11 protein-coding genes are annotated in these 18,350 nt (G+C 55.1%); 9 read left to right on the top strand and 2 right to left on the bottom strand.

Features of this window, described 5'->3' with window-relative positions; all coding sequences use genetic code 11:
- Positions 1-97 precede the first annotated feature (97 nt).
- The 9 genes from HZB23_03545 (at position 98) to HZB23_03505 (ending at position 15,346) form a co-directional block, all read left to right on the top strand.
- Positions 98-9,163, top strand: a complete 9,066-nt coding sequence (locus tag HZB23_03545; GenBank protein MBI5843725.1) for a hypothetical protein — start codon at positions 98-100, stop codon at positions 9,161-9,163.
- Positions 9,164-9,344: 181 nt separating this feature from the next.
- On the top strand, positions 9,345-11,654 hold the full coding sequence (locus tag HZB23_03540; protein ID MBI5843724.1) for an SUMF1/EgtB/PvdO family nonheme iron enzyme: 2,310 nt from the start codon (positions 9,345-9,347) through the stop codon (positions 11,652-11,654).
- A gap of 190 nt (positions 11,655-11,844) precedes the next feature.
- A complete protein-coding gene (locus HZB23_03535; protein MBI5843723.1) occupies positions 11,845-12,330 on the top strand; it encodes a hypothetical protein in 486 nt (161 codons plus the stop codon).
- A gap of 54 nt (positions 12,331-12,384) precedes the next feature.
- Positions 12,385-12,567, top strand: a complete 183-nt coding sequence (locus HZB23_03530; protein MBI5843722.1) for a hypothetical protein — start codon at positions 12,385-12,387, stop codon at positions 12,565-12,567.
- On the top strand, positions 12,564-13,031 hold the full coding sequence (locus HZB23_03525; protein MBI5843721.1) for a hypothetical protein: 468 nt from the start codon (positions 12,564-12,566) through the stop codon (positions 13,029-13,031). Before HZB23_03530 ends, HZB23_03525 begins: the two co-directional genes overlap by 4 nt.
- A gap of 59 nt (positions 13,032-13,090) precedes the next feature.
- On the top strand, positions 13,091-13,543 hold the full coding sequence (locus tag HZB23_03520) for a hypothetical protein (protein MBI5843720.1): 453 nt from the start codon (positions 13,091-13,093) through the stop codon (positions 13,541-13,543).
- The gene (locus HZB23_03515; GenBank protein MBI5843719.1) at positions 13,540-14,544 is read left to right on the top strand and encodes a hypothetical protein; all 1,005 of its coding nucleotides are present in this window, start codon (positions 13,540-13,542) and stop codon (positions 14,542-14,544) included. The genes HZB23_03520 and HZB23_03515 overlap by 4 nt, the downstream gene beginning before the upstream one ends.
- A gap of 28 nt (positions 14,545-14,572) precedes the next feature.
- Positions 14,573-14,851, top strand: a complete 279-nt coding sequence (locus HZB23_03510) for a hypothetical protein (GenBank protein ID MBI5843718.1) — start codon at positions 14,573-14,575, stop codon at positions 14,849-14,851.
- Positions 14,852-14,857: 6 nt separating this feature from the next.
- On the top strand, positions 14,858-15,346 hold the full coding sequence (locus HZB23_03505) for a peptidoglycan-binding protein (GenBank protein MBI5843717.1): 489 nt from the start codon (positions 14,858-14,860) through the stop codon (positions 15,344-15,346).
- A gap of 40 nt (positions 15,347-15,386) precedes the next feature.
- Here HZB23_03505 and HZB23_03500 read toward each other — a convergent pair whose 3' ends face one another.
- A complete protein-coding gene (locus HZB23_03500) occupies positions 15,387-16,115 on the bottom strand; it encodes a hypothetical protein (protein MBI5843716.1) in 729 nt (242 codons plus the stop codon).
- Positions 16,116-16,241: 126 nt separating this feature from the next.
- Entirely contained in the window at positions 16,242-18,158 is a 1,917-nt protein-coding gene (locus HZB23_03495) for an AAA family ATPase (protein MBI5843715.1), read from the bottom strand.
- Positions 18,159-18,350: the final 192 nt, after the last annotated feature.

Raw genomic sequence — 18,350 nt, 5'->3', positions numbered from 1 at the left:
TCATCGGTATGTGTTTCCCGCAAGAAAAGAGTACGTGGAGTTGATATTCAACACCTATATGAAGTCATAGGGGCCATGTGGACCCTGGCCAGAAGGCATGGGCCTCACCGGGGCCGTGCTTTCGGCCCTCTATCCAGCATCCGACGTTCAGGTCGCGCCCTTTGAAGAAGCCCGGCGCATGAACGGCTTCGATCTTGTAATCACAAATGTTCCCTTTGCGCAAAAAAGCAGCGTTTACGACGCCTCCCGGCCCGCTTACGGCGGATGGAGCCTGCACAACTATTTCTTCGGCAAATCCCTGGACGCGGTGAGGCCGGGCGGGCTTGTTATCGCCATTACAAGCGCCTGGACCGCGAACGCCAAAAGCAACATGAGCGTGCGGGAGTTTTTGCACCAGCGGGCCGCGTTCGTGGGCGGTGTGCGGCTTCCCAACACGGCCTTTGCGGCAAATGCCGGAACCGAGGTTGTGACGGACATATTGGTGTTCCAAAAACGCGGGGACCAATTGGCCGCCGTGGACAACCCGTCGTTCCTCGAAACCATTGAAATCGACATCATAGATGAGGGCAACACCGCCACCATTAACAAGTATTTCGCCGAACACCCGGAGATGGTTCTGGGGACCCATTCCATGCGCGGCAAGATGCACGCGAGGCAGGCGGACGAAAAGGAATACACGGTCTTCCCCAAGGAGGACGCTCCTTTTGCGGAGCAGCTTGCGCGGGCCGTGGGGAATTTCGCGCCCGGCATAATGGAGCAAGCCGCAGCACCCGTTAAGGGCGGGATCGTGAACCACCGCCCGGCCTCGCCCGGCGACCAGGAAGGAAGCCTTGTCGAGGTTGACGGCAGGTTTTACACCGTTGTGAAGGGCGAATACGCGGAGCCGACCATAACGCGGGGTGACGAGAAAAAGGGGACCTTGCGGGAAGCCGAAATTTTCTCCGACAAAGAGGACGGCGCAAAGCAGGCCCGCGACAAGGCCCGAAAGTACATGGCCATAAAGCGGGCCTTCAAGGACTACATACGCCTGCAACTGGACCCGGACGCACCGGACGCCGCCGTTGAAAGCGCCCGGAAGGCGCTCAAAACCCACTACGACGCCTTTGTGCGGGACCACAAGCGCCTTCACGAGGGGGGATCATTTCTTCGTAAGATTGACACCGAATATGTTTCAGTTGCGGCCCTTGAAACGGCGCGGGTTCACAAGGAGGAGGCGCGCGCTGCCAACGGGGACAAAATATTCAAGGACGTTGTGGAGTACGCGCCTTCCGAATGCCTTGCGCGCCGCACCATGTTCCCCACCAGGACGCCCCAGAACGTGGAAAGCGTGGGGGACGCCGTGACGGTTTCTTACGCCATGACCGGCGAGCTTGACACCGCTTACGTTGCCGAGGTGATGGGGAAAACCAGGGACGAGGTTGAAAGCCTTTTCTGGGAAAGCCCGGATGTCTTTCACGATCCGGCCACCAACGGATGGGTGTCGGCGTCGGAGTATCTTTCAGGCGACGTAAAGACCAAGTTCGAGCAGGTCCGCGAGCTCGCCAGGGACGTAACCAGGTACGAGAAGAACGCGCGGGCGCTTGAAAGGGTTCTGCCCGTTGACCTTACCATAGGCCAGATAGCGGTGAGGCCGGGCGCGACATGGATTGACACGGATGTTTACACGGACTTCGGCTCCGAGGTTTTGGGCCTCGATGACGTTTCTGTGAGTCGCCTGGGGAGCGTGAATGATGAGCGCGTGACCCACGTTCTTACCAAGGGCTTTGGCGGGGATCAGGTAAAAAGCGATTCCTGGGAATTTACGTGGAGCGGCGGCTCGCTTTCGGCGGATGATTTTTTGCGGATGTCGCTTAATCAGCAGCGTCCGGTCTGCCATGACCCTGTTCCATATACGGACGATTCGGGCAAAGAGCGCGTGCGGCAGATGCTGAACAAGAAGGCCACCGAAGGGGCGGTTGCCAAGCAGAAGGAGCTTGTGAAAGCCTTCAACGCCTGGATCGCCGGTCATGAAAAATGGGGGCCGAACGTGGCCGCCCAATATAACGACAAGATCAACCGCTTCGTAACCAAGAAGGTTGCGGCTCCGGCAATCGAGCACTATCCGGGGGCCAGCCATGATGTGAAGTTGCGCGACCTTCAAAAGCGCGCCGTCAGCCGGGCCTTGAAGGAATCGGTGCTCCTGGCCTACGGGGTCGGCACCGGCAAGACCAATATATTTGTGACCCTTGCCATGGAAATGCGGCGGCTTGGCACCGCCCGAAAGCCCCTTATAGTGGTGCAGGGCTCCACCGTGGGCCAGTACGCAAGCGCCTTTGCGCAGCTTTACCCCCAGGCGAAGCTCCTTATCCCCGACGACACCCAGCGCGGCAAGGGCAGGCAAAGGGTTTTGTCCCAGATCGCAACGGGCGATTGGGACGCCATAGTGGTTCCCCATGACTGGTTCAAGGCCATACCGGACTCCAAGGAGCGGTACAAGGCGATGATGGAGGCCCGGATTGACGAGGCCGAAAACGCCGTAATTGCGGAGCGCGAACGCGCCGGGAAAAAGGCCCCGTCCGTAAAGGAGCTTGAAGGGATACTTAACGGCTACAAGAAAAAGCTGGCAAAGCTCATGGCCCGCGAGGTTGCGCCGGGAATCCTCAATTTTGAGGATTTGGGCATTGACGCGCTTTTGATTGACGAGGCTCACGCCTTCAAACGCGGCGAGTTTTTCACCCGGATGCCCCGAATCAAGGGCATTGATAAGTCAAGCTCACAGCGGGGCGACACGTTGCTTCTGAAATCCCGGTGGGTGCAGGGCAAAACCGGCGGCAAGAACGTGGTGCTGGCGACCGGAACGCCAATCTCGAACACCATAGCCGAGCTTTGGACCATGATGCGCTACGTGCGCCCGGACGTTCTGGCGCAGTATCACGCCCGGAGCTTTGACGCCTTTGCCGCCGCGTTCTGCGACACCACAAGCGACCTTGAGGAAACGGCCACAGGCCAGATCAAGCGGGTGGATCGGTTCAACGACTACACCAACATGCCGGAATTGATGGCCATGTTCAAGGCCGGAACCGACATAATGCTCACGGCCAACGCGGACCTTGACCTGCCGCAGATCGAGGGCGGCAAGCCGGAAGTTAAAGTCATTCCCCGTTCTGACAGGCTTGGCATGTTCATCGCGGGTTTGCGCCGGGTGATGCAGTCGTGGGAAAAACTTTCCGGCCAGGACAAGCGGGATTCTTCGGCGGTGCCGGTGGTGATAAACACCCTGGCGCGCAAGGCGGCCATTGATTTGCGGCTGGTGGACCCGGTGGGGTTCGCGGACGTGAAGGAGGGAAAGCTTTTTCACGTAGCGGACGAGATTTTTGATACCTGGAAAAAAACCGAAAAGGACCGATTGTCCCAGGCGGTTTTTCTGGACGTTTATCAGTCGGGTGAAGGCACGCCGGGATATTTTAACGCCTATGATGAAATACGGAATCTGCTTGTTCAAAAAGGTGTGCCGAGGCACGAGATTTTGCTTCGGAGCGAGGCCAAGACCGACAAGGCCGCCAATGAGATGTTCGACAAGATCAGAAGCGGCGAGGCCAGGGTCATAATCGGCCACAGCGAATCGTTGGGGGTGGGAGTCAACATCCAGGACAGGCTTGTGCGGGTTCATCACGTTGACGTGAACTACACCCCCATGCTTTTCGAGCAGCGCAACGGGCGGCTGGTGCGCCATGGCAACATGAACAAGATCGTGAGGATCACCAATTACGTTGTGGACCGGTCCCTTGATTCGGTCTTCTACAAGATATTGGAGAAAAAGCAGCGCTTCATAGACAAGATTCTGGGGTCCGAGGAATGGAGCCGCACCATGACCGAGCCGGTAAGCTCGGAACAGTTGAGCTTTTCGGAGATGAGCGCGGCTGCTGCGGGCAACCCCCTTTTATGGGAGCAGCACGACCTTGCCCATAAGGTGAACGATCTTAAGGTTAAAAAGTCCCTTTGGGAGATGGGCGTTTCAAAGGCGGCCCGGATGCTGGCCCAGACAAGGCGGGAGATTGAGGAAGCGGCTCCCAAAATAGAAAGGGCCGTGACGGCGGAAAATGCCTACGCTGAGGTTTTCGGGCAGGATGAAAAAGGCGACATAAAGGCCAAAACCATTACCTTTGATGGCCGGGAGCTTGGCCGCAAGGAATTTTTGGATTTGGCGGCCAAGTTCCACGCGGAGAACCGCAAAAAGGCTTTGGAGCATTTCAAGAACTACACCAAAAGGGATTTTGACGATTTCAAGTTCCAGGAAGCGGTTCTTGAGAAGAAAATTCTCGACTCCCAAAAAGAGGAAACCAGGAGCCAGTATTCAGACCAACTAAAGGCCCTGCGGGAGAAACACAGCTTTGCGGGCGAAACGGCGGCGTTCCGCATAGGGAGCCTTTTCGAGATCAAGGTTGACGCCCTCTTCCTTCCAACGTTCACGGACAAGGACGGTAACGAGCAAAAAACCATAGCCGGGGTGAACAACCTGGGCAAGGCAACGGTGGTTTTTAGCGGGATACCTGGAGTTGAAAAGGCTTACACCAGGGACGGGATGCAGTATGCCACGGCCAAGGGGGCCTTGGAATTCGTGGAAGGCCGCGAGGCTGCCCCGGTTTTCGGCAAGGACAGGAGGCTTCAAAAGCGCCTGGAAAACCTGCAAAGGGAAAAGGCCGATTACGCGAAAAACGCCGAAATCCCCTTTGAGGAAAAGGGCCTGCTTGAGGCCGCCGAAAAGCGCCTGGGCGAGGTGAACGCGGCCCTTGAGGAGGCCGGGAAGAACGCGCCTCCGGACGTTGAGCCGGACCGGAAAATGATGGATGCGGTCATGTTCGGGATGCGCAACGCCCTAAGAAGCGTGACCCTGGATGTGCCGGTGGCGGGCGATGGCCAGGAGTCGGGCGAGGTTGCCTATTACGACGAGGGCGACGATGAGCTTTTGGCCGGGCTTGGTGAAAAGCCGGAAGGAGCTGACGACGCGGAAGCGGCTGTTGCGGTTGGGATTGCAAGCCCCTTGCCGGTCGCGGAGTTCTCCACTGAGGACCTGACCGGGGCCTTTGACTGTGATGAGTTCGCGCCCTGGTCGGATGTGAACATCCAGGAAGTGCAGGGGTTTTTCCCGGAACATGCCGGGTGGAGCGTGGATAGGAGCCCGGACGGGGCGGTGTTCGTTAAGAACCTTGACGGTGTGGGCTTTCTGGTTGAGGCCGTGGACGAAATCGGCGCGGACTCGGTGACATTCAAGGCCAGCCGTGGCAGGAAGCTTGAAACGGGCGAGGTGGTAAAAGGCCGCTACGCAAACGGGCGGATCACCATAAGCCGCAAGGCCGGTGACAGGTGGACTTTCGCGCATGAGGCGACGCACGGGCTTGAGGATTTGGGATTTTTCACCGACGATGAGATCGAGGCGTTAAGTGACGCCGTAAAGGGGCTCCACAAGGCCGGTAAGCTGCCTTTCAAGAGCGCCTTTGATGAAGCAAAGGGCAAGGACGAAAAGCTCCTTGGCGGCAAAGAGGACCGGGCGCGCTACGTGGAATGGGCGCTTGCAAAACGCGACTTCGACCGCAAGACCCTTGTTGGGCAGGTGCTTCAACGGCTGGCCGATTGGGCGGACGCCCTGGTGAACTTGGTTACAAAGACCGGCTTAAGGGTAGTGCGGGATTTGGAGCGGGGGCGTATTCAGGCAAGAAGGCCAAGCGTTGTTGAGGCGGCCATAAGCGCCGCTTACGACACCGACAAGCTGTATGAGCTTTCGCAGGAGGAAGCCGCCAAAAAGCCTGATATGGAAGTGGTGCTGATAAGCGGGGAAGAAATTTCTCATTCGGGCGAATTGAGGGCTGATGATGCAAGGAAATACGCTAAACATAATTTTCCTGAATCCGTGGTGAATAAAGACACGTCATGGGAGATAACCGGGTTGTGGTCTGGGGTCAAGCACACGACCTCTCACGCATGGATGCCCCTACAACAGTTGAAGTCCATTGCTGCAATACCCAGGCTTTTGGAAACCGCAGTCTTGGCGCGAACAACAACTCACAGGCATAGCGACAGAAATATTAAGGCAATTCATACGTTGTTGGGTGCGGTGGATATTGCCGGGGAAGGTTACGCGGTTAAACTCGTAATCAGAGAAACACAAGTTGGCAGGAAATTTTACGATCACAGCGTGTTTCAAAAACAGAGGCTGGATGGGGTCGCCTGGCGCGGGGACCAACAACTTCCTGGCAACCAGCCTGCATCCAGCCTCAAGATAAAAATAACGGATATTTTAGATTTTGTCAAACCCGCTACCGGCGGCGGATGGGCCGAGTTTTCAACCGGAAAAGTGACAGGCCCTTCCTTGACGCGGGACCTTGAGCAGAACCGCAGCTATGCCAACAGGCTTTTTGAGCAGAAGGACGTGGGCGTTCAGCAGGCCCGAACGGACGTGCTGAGGCTTCAGAAGCGCCTTCAGCAGCTTGCGGGAAGCAGGAAGTTCCTCGGCAAGAAGGTGATCGGGTTCGATGAATGGAAGCGTAGCGCGGACAGCGATCTTCTGGACTTGGCGCTCATGGTCTGGCGGGACGTGAAGGGCGAGACAGGCAGGATCAAAAAGCACCGTGCCTGGGCAAAAAAGCAGATGATGAGCCCGCTTGCATCACGAAAGCAGAAGCTGAAAATCAAGGACCACTTGGCGATCCTGGACCGGGTGGAAAATCTGACGGACGCCGAAAAGGCCCTGGCGGACGAGATCGGCGCGCGCTTCGACAACGCATTTAACGTGGCCAAGGCCAACAAGGTCATCCAGAGCTTTGCCGACGACTACGTGCGCCGGATATGGAGCTTCCCGGAAAAACGCAAGGCCGAATTTTCGGGCGCAGGGAGCGGCTACGGGTTCAGGGTTTCCACCACCGCCGCCAAAAAGCGGAGCCTGGATTCAATTCTGGACGGATGGGAGGCCGGGTACGAGCTTGGCGTAAAGGGCCTCACCAACAGTTGGGGGACCTACGCCGAAGAGCTTGAAACCATTTTGGCGCACAAGGATTTTCTGAAAAACGGCTACGAAACCCGCGACGCGAACGGGCGGCGGTTTTTCGACACTGACTCGAACCGGCCCGGATACGCGAAGCTGGAAGCGCCGGGCTTTTCGGTCTGGGAATGGACGGGGCAGTCCGCAAGCGCCGGGGCCGGGCCTGACGACGCATCGGCCCTTATGGTAGACACTTACGGCACGCGGTCGTTCTTTGTGGCTCCGGTGAGGCATGTGCCGGAGAAATGGGCGCTGTTTAAGTTTGCGGGCAACGAACGGGCTTACCGGATTTTCGACACCGAAGAGGACGCAAAGGAATTCGCGGCGCAAAAGGGTTGGGACCGGGCTTTCATCCAGCACAGGCCAGCCCACGATGTGGCCGACATGTGGGAAAAACGGCACCTTTACGCGCCTGTCGAGCTGGCCGACATGATTAACAAGATGACGGCCATTGACGCCCTTTTCCGGCAGACTCCGGGGGCCTCGTGGCTTGCGCGGTTCAATGCGTCCCTCAAAAGCTGGATACTTTTGTCGAGCTTTTTCCATCACATGGCGGGAACGCGAAGCTGGGCGCTTGCGGTGAATCACGGCTGGACCGCGGGCCGCAAAATAAAGGACCCCATGACTGGCCGGGTTTACAAGAGCGCTGGCGTCAACCCGGTTTCGGCCTACAAGGCCGGGTTCCAGAAGATTATGGACAATCATCCGCTTATCACGCTGGGCGTCAAAAACGGACTCACCCTTGGTGAGGTTGCGGACTGGAACGAGAGTGCCCTGAGCTCCATGCCGGGCATCGTGGAAAGCCTTGCGGAATCAGCCGGGTTTGAGCGGGCGGTGAAGGTTATCCGGGGCATCAGGCGGGGCCGGGAGAATTTCGAGACCTCGCTTTTCGGGCGCTTTTTCGCGGGGCTCAAGGCCGAGGCGTTCATCCACGAGTACGCTCACCTTTTGCAGGAGCGGCACGACGCGCACCTTAAAGGCAAGGGACCGCGCCCGGACGCGGACAAGGTCGCCGAGATCGCGGCGCGCCTTATCAACGAGGACTTCGGCGGCCTGCACCTGGGGCGCATGGGCAGGAATCCGACCTTGCAGAAAGCGGCGCGGCTGCTGCTCCTGGCCCCGGATTGGACGGAATCGAATTTTCGCATGGTTACGGGCCTTGTGCCGGGCGTAAACGAAAAGATCAGCCGGGCAATCGGCGACATTGCGCCCCCGCCCGGTATGCCCGCGCGTTACCGGCAGTTTTTCACCAAGGTGATTGTGCGCTCGGTGGCGACCACCATGCTTTTACAGATGCTGATAAACGGTTGGGAGGACACCTGGGAGTTCTGGAAGGAGCAGACGGATAACTGGATAAATTTCAAGCGGTTCCGCTGGGCCGGGGTGGACGTTACGAAGATTTACGGATGGCTTGGTCAGGACCTTGACGACGGCGAACGCAAAGTTTTCTCTGTTGCCGGGCATTTTCTGGACCCATTGAAGATCATTGACCTGGACCGGCTCATCATTAATAAGGGCGCGCCGGTGGTCAAGATTGCGGGGTCATTCGCCACGGGCCGGGATTACGCCGGGCGGCCCTTCACCGGGGCCGGGCAGTTTTTGGCAACCGGAAAAACCGTGGGCAAGAGCTATCATCAGCCAGTGGAAGGGTTCTGGAACAGGCTTCCGGCGACGGTGGCCAACGTGGCGCTATCCATGCAGCCCATACAGGCGCAGGCCCTGTTGCAGAAACTGCGTGGCGAGGAGGACGGCTTGACGGCCCTTTTGCAGGCGGGCGGTATCCACATACAAAGGGCCTTCGCCGCGCCGGAGACGCTGGCCGTGCGCACCGAAAACAAGGCCGTGCTTAATGAAATGAAGCGCCTTACGGACTCCGGGGCCTTCACCATGGGGCCTCCGGGCCGAAACTACGCCAAGGGCGGAATCCCCATGACTATGACCAACGCCCAATACCGCGCCTACGTGGAAGAGTCCGCCCGCATCGCGGAGCCGCGCCTAAAACGCTACGTTGAAACGCCGGGCTGGGCGGGATTGACGGATGAAAAGAAAGCCAGAGCTTTTAAAAAGGTGATTGAAAGGGCCAGGAAAAAGGCGAAAGCGAAGGTGCTTAGGGACGCTAAGGCGGCAAAGGTTGCCGAGGCGGCTTGAGAAGGCGAAGGCCCGAAGCCATACGCCTCAACAAATTTTGGTATGGAAAAAATTTCCATGTTTTCGGTTAAGGCATACGTACTTGACGTCATGCCAATTCCGAAGTATGCCCTCAATATACCATAAGCGTTGAGATTGTCTTGCCAGATTGCCATCCCTGTAATTTTTTCGGAGATACCGCATGAGCCAAGCAGGGTCGAGCCCGAAGAAGAACCACGTCCTTATAAGCGATCAACCGGTTAACGAGACCGCACGCAAAGACGATTTAAGTTTCGCTGCAACAGCCGAAGTTTTAGCCAAGGCCGCGCTATATACGCCTGACCCCATAACCATAGGTATTTTCGGAAATTGGGGTTCGGGAAAAACCTCCCTCATGCGCCTTATGATGAATGTTATAAATGTCGAAGGCTTGCTCGAAAACACAGCAGTGCCTGTCTGGTTCAACGCCTGGCAATACGAACGCGAGGAGCACCTCATTATCCCGCTTCTTTCAACCATAGCCCGCGATATTGCCAATAAAGAGAAGTTTTGGGAGTATATTTCTTCACGGGACGGAAAACAGAGAGATGAGCTTGGCATAGCTGACAATGTTTTCGAAGCCGCTAAAAAAGGCTTGGAAATATTGAAGGACGGCGGTGAAAAGGTCCACAACGCACTCCGTTCGATTCTCTTCGGGCTTTCCATGAAAGGCAAGCTTGGAATACCGGGGATAAGCGAGGTCAAGATAAATGCCTCAGTAAAAGACATGATCGAGCGTTATAAGGAACTTAACAAAGACATTCCTACCCAGAACTCACTGATTGACCGTAGCCTCTATTTCGACGCCTTCGACAAGCTGAGCCGACTGGCTTGCGACGAAAATATCAACAAGCCCAAGATAGTTGTATTTATTGATGACCTTGACCGCTGCTTTCCCGAACAGGCCGTGCGCCTTTTGGAAAGCATAAAACTGGTGCTGCATCAGCCCGGCTTCGCTTTCGTACTTGGAATATACCCGGAGATTATTGAGGAATTCGTAAAAAACAAGTACACCAAGGAATATCATTTTGCCCCCCTTGCCGGGGACGATCAGGAATTAAAACAGCGCATGGGCGAGTACTTGGAGTATTTCAAGGAATATTTGGGGAAAATTATCCAGGTTCGTCACTATGTGCCCAAACGCAATTCAGGGGAGATGAATGAATTCATAGAAAAGCTTCTGGACGAGGCTGGTATAAAGAGTGTGTTTCTGGCTGGCGGCATTTCGCCGGACAAGCTCTATGCCCTCATAGCCGAAGTTGGCAAGTATAATCCCCGTGAAATTGTAAGAAAACTGAATGGACTCATCGTAAAGTACCGGATTCGGAAGGCTGAAAATAAAGACAAATTTGATCTTTTCGCAATGCTGATAAATGAAGTGCTTGGAGAAAAAAAATACGATTCCTTCCGGTCTGACCTGGATTATCAGCCCAAGAAAGACGACGAAACAACAATCGGCCAGCAATTGGCGAATGCTTTTAAACTTGATGATGTTAAGAACTCATCAAGCCATAATTTACGATGCGCCACGCTTAGGGAAAAAATAATATGCGAAGAAGCAACAACTATGGACTTCAAATTGCAGAAAATAGAAAAAGATGAGCATTTATGCAGCATTCTGATAACTGAAGCAGGGATCAGATGGCTTGAGGACAAGAATTACCGGGAGGAACTGACTGAAATTCTAAAAGATGAAAAGCCGGATGACAGGCTGCCCGATAAAGGCGAGATGCACAAGCAGCCTGAAAATGAGTTCGCTTGGCCGAAAAGGGAGCTGGCCCAGGTCATCGCTGAAATAGAATCAAACATGGTTTCAATCCACGCCGGGACATTTACGATGGGCGATGGCTTGGACAACAACAACCCGCCCCACGAGGTTACTTTAAGCGCCTTTGAAATGAACGCTACCCAGGTGACACAGGAGCAATACGAGGCATTGACGGGCAAGACACCCTCATACTTACACTCAAACTTCGAAGACAAGAACCGTCCGGTTGAAAATGTGAGTTGGGAAGATGCCATGGTTTTCTGCGAAAAGCTTTCCAAGGAAGCAGGGAGAAGATTCACCCTGCCCACCGAGGCCCAATGGGAATATGCCTGCCGGGCGGGAAGCACAACCAAGTATTGTTTCGGGGATTCGGATGACGGATTGGCTGAATATGCCTGGTATAATAAAAATTCCGGCGGTGTAACCCATCAGGTCGGTAAAAAGAAGGCCAACGAATGGGGACTCTATGATATGCATGGCAATGTTTGGGAATGGTGTAAGGATTGGTATGAAAGCACTTATTATTATGATAAATCGCCAAATGTTGATCCAGAAGGCCCGAATTCCGCTCGTTTCCGCGTGCTTCGTGGTGGCTCGAATCGCCACGAGGCCGGGACCTGCCGGTCGGCGAATCGCGGCTGGGACTCTCATAACAACACGACAGGCCCCTTAGGCTTTCGTGTCGTTTCCTCTCGAATTTCTTAACCGGTCGTATGCAAAATGTGTTTAGGGCACGATTTGGGTTGTTTTCGTACATTTTGAATATGTGCTTGACAGGACCGCTGTATATTGTGTAGTGTGGCTGCGTAGTTGAACGGCCCTCCCCGCCGCGAAGAACGTGGGGAGGGCCGTTTTCTTTTGGCGGCTCTTCCCGTTTCGTCGCGGAGGGCGCGCCATGCTTGGGTTTCTGCCATTTCAAGGGTATTTCCGCCTCAAAAATACGCTTCTATTCTGTCTCGCCGCAATCCCCATTTTTCTGCTGTTCGCTTCGCCCCTTGCCCTTGCCGGTGACAACGGCTGGAAGATGCAGGACTCCGTGACCCTCTCCAAGGGGACCGGCGAGTCCTACACCACCGTCTGCGCCGCCGGATCGAGCTACGACGCCGTATCCCGCGCTGTCCCCTATTCCCACGGGCTTTTTGCCGTCGCGCTTTCCATCACCGGGAGCGGCACCGCAAAAGTGACCTACGAAGTCTCGCCGGACAACGTCCACTGGTTTACCCCGGTGGGTGCCTCGTCCATTTTAAACGGGGTCACATCCGCCGCGCCCAAGTACGCCCAATTCTCGCCTGACTTCGCCTTCTGGATACGCTTCATCGTGACGGAAACCGGCGGGGTTTTGAGCCTGACGGGCGGAACGCTTTTTATCCTGGCCAATTGAGGCCCGTCAAAAACGCAAACCGGCAATTTTGCCAACAATCAAAGGAGAAAAATCATGGACGTTTCCGCAATTCTGCAAAACAAAATCTGGAAAACCAAAACCTTCTGGACCGCCGTTGCCGGAGTCGTGACCGCTGCCGGAACCTACGCAGCAGGCGAGGCAAGCCTGGGGCAGGCCCTACAAACCGGAGTGACCTGCCTGATGGGCATCTTTCTGCGCATGGGGATCAACAAATGAAGCGCACCATTGGCTTTTGGGCCTTGGCCGCCGCTCTCGCCTTTTCGGCTGGCCTTGCACTTGCGGGCTGGAACGAACAAGGGGCCTGGAAGGGACAAGCCCGGAGCCGGTCGGTCGCCATACAGATTGACGGGCCGCCCACCGCCGCGACGGTGGGCAACAATAAGGCGGCCTTCACCGTTCCGGGCTGGATGGACGGCTGGCGGATTCTTGACGCCGATCTTCGGGTTTACGATCTGGGATTGGGAACCGGCACCCTGGACGTTACCGTGACCCGGCGCACCGGAGCGAGCGATGCAACCATGTATTCGGCCACCGTGGCCACGGGCTACACCCGCTGGCACGGAACCCTTACCGAGGCAAACGAGCGCGTGACCGCCGGCGACATCGTAAGCGTGAACGTGACGCGGATTCATTCAACTGCGTCCAAGGGGCTGTGGATTACGTTGAATTTTTTGCCTTAAACGCCCGGATCAATTTCGTGGCATCAGGAAATTGATCCGGGCCTTATCGCGGGAGCCTTATGAATAAGGTAACGAAAATTTCTGCCGTCTTCATTCTCGTTGCTGCTTTTTCCTCTGTTTCTGCATTGTTGGCGCGGGCCGGTGAGGACCTCTGCTGGGACTGCCTCGTCTCCACATGGCCGGAAGACCCGGAGCGGCCCTGGAAGGCCGTGGAGGGCGACATCGTGGACTGCTTCCCATGCGGCCACGCTTTCGGGGACAGGGACTTGCTTCATCACAAGGTGGTCAGAATTTCGGCGACAAGGGCCGAACGCGACGCCCTGCTTGCCCCGGTGACGGACGAAGAGGGCGCTTTGGTGCGGAAAAAGAGGTTCACGGCTTCCGAGGTTGACGGCAGGGTTGTGATCGGCGACAGGGCCACGTCCCTTGCCGTGACGCCTACCGAGGCGAAAGCGGCAGTGGCCGCCGATCTTGAGGCCAAGTCCGCGCCCGCGTTGGAGGAAATCAAATGAAACGGGCGCGCCTGATTTTCAGGCTTTTGGCCGTTCTGCTGGTTCTTTCGGGGCCGGTGTATCCGGCGTCCAGCCGCCCCCTGCCGCTGGCCTACAACGAGAGCACCTTCGGTTCAGCCGGTGCGGGCCGTAATTACACGTCGCTCCAAGCCTGGGAAAACGACACGGACGTGAACTGCGCCGGAAACAGCCGGGGCGAGGTCCTCACCTGCTACCCGGACGAGGTGTCCTACGACCAGACCGTGGCCATCGGCATCGCCACCGTAAATTCCAGCTATTTCCGCGTGATACGCGCCGCGCCTGGGTTCGAGCGCCGTGTTGTGATCGACAGCGCCGCCAGCCAGGACACCCAGGCGGGCGTGATCTGGGACGCCACGGAAAGCAATTTCGGCCTTTACGACTTGACCGTGCGGCTTCACGTGAACGACGACGTGGTCGTGAAGGCGCTTTTTTTCAGCGGCTGCCAGAACATAAGGGTCGCCGGGTGCGTGATCGGCCCGCTGGTGAACGCCAACTCCGCCGGGTGCGTGGGAATGCAGCTTTACGGCGGGGCCACGGCATCAGTCACCAACACGGTTTTCCGGGGCAGCCTTGGCACGGACAGCCTGTACGCCATCGTCACGTCCACCACGGGCGGGCTTTCGCTCAACAATTCGGTAATTTACAAGTGGGCCAACGGCTATTGGGGCACCGTGGCCGGAACCGGGACGGCCACAAACTGCATCTTTGACGACAATTCGGGCGAGACCTGGGGCAACGGCCCGTCCTGGGTTACCTCCATCCGCAACGCCGACGGGTTCAACGGTTTCGTGGACGCGGCGGGCGGGGATTTCCGGCTCAAATCGACAGCGGCCTTGGCCATTGACCAGGGGACGAGCCTTTCCGGGACCTTCACGGACGATTTTGAAGGCGACGTGAGGCCCTATGGCGCGGCCTGGGACATCGGGATTGACGAGTACAGGCCGCAGACGGGCGGGGCCTGGGTGTGGTGCGTAAACTGAGGCTGAGATCGAGCGGAGGGACGGCCAAGTGGATCAGGCGGTGGTGCAGGTTTTGAGCGTTACGGTGGCCGTGGTGGTCGGCGCGGGCGGGATTTTGCACAAGGCCGGGGTGCTGAAATTCGGCCCGGCGAGCGGCGACAAATGCCAGGACTCGGAATGCCAGAAGACGGTAAGGAAGCATCAGGAGCGCTTGGCCAAGGGTGACGCGATAATCGAGCGCATGGAAAAGACCCAGCAGGACCAGGGCAAGAAGCTGGACCAAGTGGCGGAAGATGTGGCGTTTCTGCGCGGACAATATGAAAGGTAGGGGGGTATGGACAGCAAGCTTGACTCGTGGTTTTTGAAGGTTCTGGACAAGACCCTGGAACACGAGGGTGGGTACGTGAACGATCCGACGGATCCGGGAGGGGAAACCCAGTTCGGAATCAGCAAGCGGGCCTATCCGAAAGAAGACATCAAGGCGCTCACGCGTGAGCGGGCCGCCGAAATCTATTACCGCGATTACTGGAAGGCCCCACGGTTCGACCGGCTGAAAAACGACGAGCTCGCCGCCAAGCTCTTCGACCTTGGCGTAAACTGCGGGACCGGAAACGCGGTGAGGTTTCTCCAAGGGGCCTTGACCCTGCTTGGCCTCCGCACACCGGCGGACGGTGCCATGGGGCCGCAAACCGCAGGATACGCCAACTCCTGGCGTCACCAGGACGCCTTGCTGATGGCGGTGAAGTATCTGGCGGCGGATCGGTACGTGCGGCTTGGCAAGCCGAGGTTTCTGGCCGGGTGGCTGGCGAGGTTGGGGGAGTGATTTGGGGAATGCAGGTGATTTGTGAAGGTTAAAGCTCTAATCAGGAGCTTATATGCTTCTCAGAGCCATTTGGACTCATGAAAGTCGGCAGGTCTATTTCTTTTGGGCGTAAGCCTGCCATATGCAGAGCGATTTGGGCTTTCACTGCACTGCGTATTTGAATATCCTCGATGCTTTCTACTAAAGATTGAGATTTAAGCATCTGATTATCAGATCTCAGTCTGTCATATAAAGCTGTTGCTCTTTCTCTCGTTTGTTCAGCCTGACGAAAGAACAGTAAGGCAACTGCATCAATGATTACACCAGGCATAATCTTTATGAAACTTGAAGGATATTGAACTGTAATTGATGAAGATGAATAAAGAATAAATATAAACCCTATTGTTGCAGCAAAAACACTAAACCAAAATTGCACCTTTGCTTGCGAGAGAGCTTGTTGATGATAGCTATTAACCAAATCCTGTATAAAATTTCCTTCCTCGCTATCAGCTTGAGTTATTATGAGATCCCCTCCGATATTTATACTACTTTGAAGAAGTTGCTCGATTTCTTTTAGTGTTCTCCCTTCAGGAAGTTTAGAAGCTAGTGCTGCAATAACATTAGAGCGAGCTTCAGATGCTTTTGCACTAACCGCTTCTGCTATGAATTCAATATTTTTCTTTTGAATATTTTCTTGTTCAATTCTTTTACGAAATATCATTGTAGCTATTAGGCCAGCGATAGTTGTAAGTATACCTGAACCCAGCATCATAATGAGATCAATTCCCATTTTTTAACTCCCTAATTATTCAAAACCGAAAAAGTGTTGGAGCCATTCAAAACAATTCGAAAATGATCATGAGTATGACTCAAACTCGCATCGGAAATAATAAAATTGTAGTGTGAGTTAGTCATACTACTCCCCAAGAGTTATATTGATACGCTTGAACAAATTCTCGAAGCGTCCCAATGTCTCTTCGCTCAGCTTTGGCAACACCGAGATCCGCTCCCGCAACAGATAATCGGCTGGACGGCCATGGTCGAATCGGCCTACACCTTCGAATCTAGCAATTCGGGCCACAATCGCGTCGTCGCCTTTCAGGTCTTTGGCCTTAAGCGATTTTCCAAATGCCTTGTTATAGAGTTTGAGGTATTCGTCCACTTCAAAAAAGTCTTCAATGTCGCCAGCCTTTCGACCGAGTACATCACCGACAATAATTATTCGCTGCTTTTCCAGGTAACCATCCTTCGCCATGCGCTCAAGACGCTGGTTGCCTTCCTTACGTGAGTCGACCAACACAGTCACCTTTAGGTGATTGCCGAGCAAGGCGACGAATGTAGGGATTAAATCCGCCCCGCCCACAGGAACGATACTCCATTTAGGGTCAAGGCTCGTCCGTCCTTTTTCCTCAAGAAAATCGGATAGCAGCTTGAGGTAAGCGTAGTCTGACGTTCCCTCGACAACGAGATTGTGCTCAGCGACGAACAGGTGCTGTACCAAGTCGTATCCAAGTGCGCCTTGCAAAGGAAACAACGTATCCCGATCCCGGCTCAATACATCACTGGATAGGACAGCACCTATCTCCTTGCCACAATCCTCAACAAGGCGCACGCGTTCCAACTTGCCGGGCTGCACCATAAAAGGCGAGTGCGTAGTGTAAATAACCTGACAACGCTTAGTCAGGCGCTCCTCAATGAAGCGGAGGAAGTCGGCCTGAGCTTTCGCATGCAGCCCCACAGCAGGCTCATCGAGCAGAATAACAACTGGCGGATCTCTATGTTCGTATTCTGAAAACGCGGCCAAGAAGGAAAAGAACCACTGAAACCCTGCCGAATGCTCTGTAAATGGTAGGGACAACAAATGTCGGTTATCCCAGATGCGTAGCCTCATTTCATCAAGAACGGATTGATGACCTTGATTGTTGCGTACTGTCTGCTGCGTGATGTCGGGCTGAACTCGGAGATCCGGATTTTGCGACCAGTAGGTGTTTATGTCATTCGTAAGCACGTTCGCGACGTTCTCTAATTCGCGCTTCCGGCGCTCGTAATCCGGGTTTAGCATGTACTCGTCTTCGGTGCCTCCCAACTTCAGAAGTGCACGCGCAGTTGCCTCACCATCATCAAGATTGCTCTCCTTAAGTATGCGCTCAATCTTCACACTGTAAGGAAGCTTGCTGTAATCCGCAAAGTAGAAAAACTCAGGTAACCTGGGCGCAGCCACTTCCCAGGTCGTTTGGTCGAAACTCTGATTCTTACCAAACAGGGCCTTTAGTGCAGCCTGTGCGTTGCTGAAAAGTTTTAGGTCATCTGGAGCTTCCGCGCTTTTAGCCATATCCTCGGATAGTTTTGTCTCGAGAGCTTCGAAATCCGAAAAAGCTGCGTATGTTGACTTTGCTTTAGTCGGCAAACTGCACTTGCTGAGAAAATTTTTAACGGCCTGTCCTTCGCTACAACCGTTATCCCAGCGAAATTTGTTGTCGTAGCTTTTCCACAGCCGCAACTCTGTCCCTGATGTCACCACCCCTTGGCCGAACCTTTTCTCAATGTGCTGAACGTCTGCTGGCTCCCATTCAAGACATACTTCTACGGGGGTGACATCTTTTTGATTTATCCCCTCGTTTCTGTGCCTCTTTTCGAGCCAAGCCGGGTAATGATCTGGAATGTAAAATGTCGGGTTCGTGCGAGCAGGCTTTAACCGCCACAGCGCGTTAAGAAAAGCACTCTTACCTGATTCATTCTTACCAACAAGACAGGTAACCTTGTCATCGATTTTTACCACCGTAGAATCGAGGATGTTGCGAAACATCCTTACCTGCACAGTCTTAAGTTTCATGATTCCTCCTGGCCTCCTCACCCCGACGGATAGCGCTATGGGACCCCAAACCCGCGCCTACCCAATTCCTGGTGCCAGCCTCAGTAGTGGCCTATACTACCCATGTGATGTGTTTTGTGCAGAGTAAAACAAAAACAAGGCCAAGGCAAGAATTAGATTCATTCCTCAAAGTTCGTTTTCCACATTGGCGGG

It is taken from the genome of Deltaproteobacteria bacterium, from assembly GCA_016235345.1.
Lineage (GTDB): Bacteria > Desulfobacterota > Desulfobacteria > Desulfobacterales > Desulfatibacillaceae > JACRLG01.
Note: the sequence above shows the minus strand (reverse complement) of the source record. Positions and strands in the feature narration are given on the sequence as shown.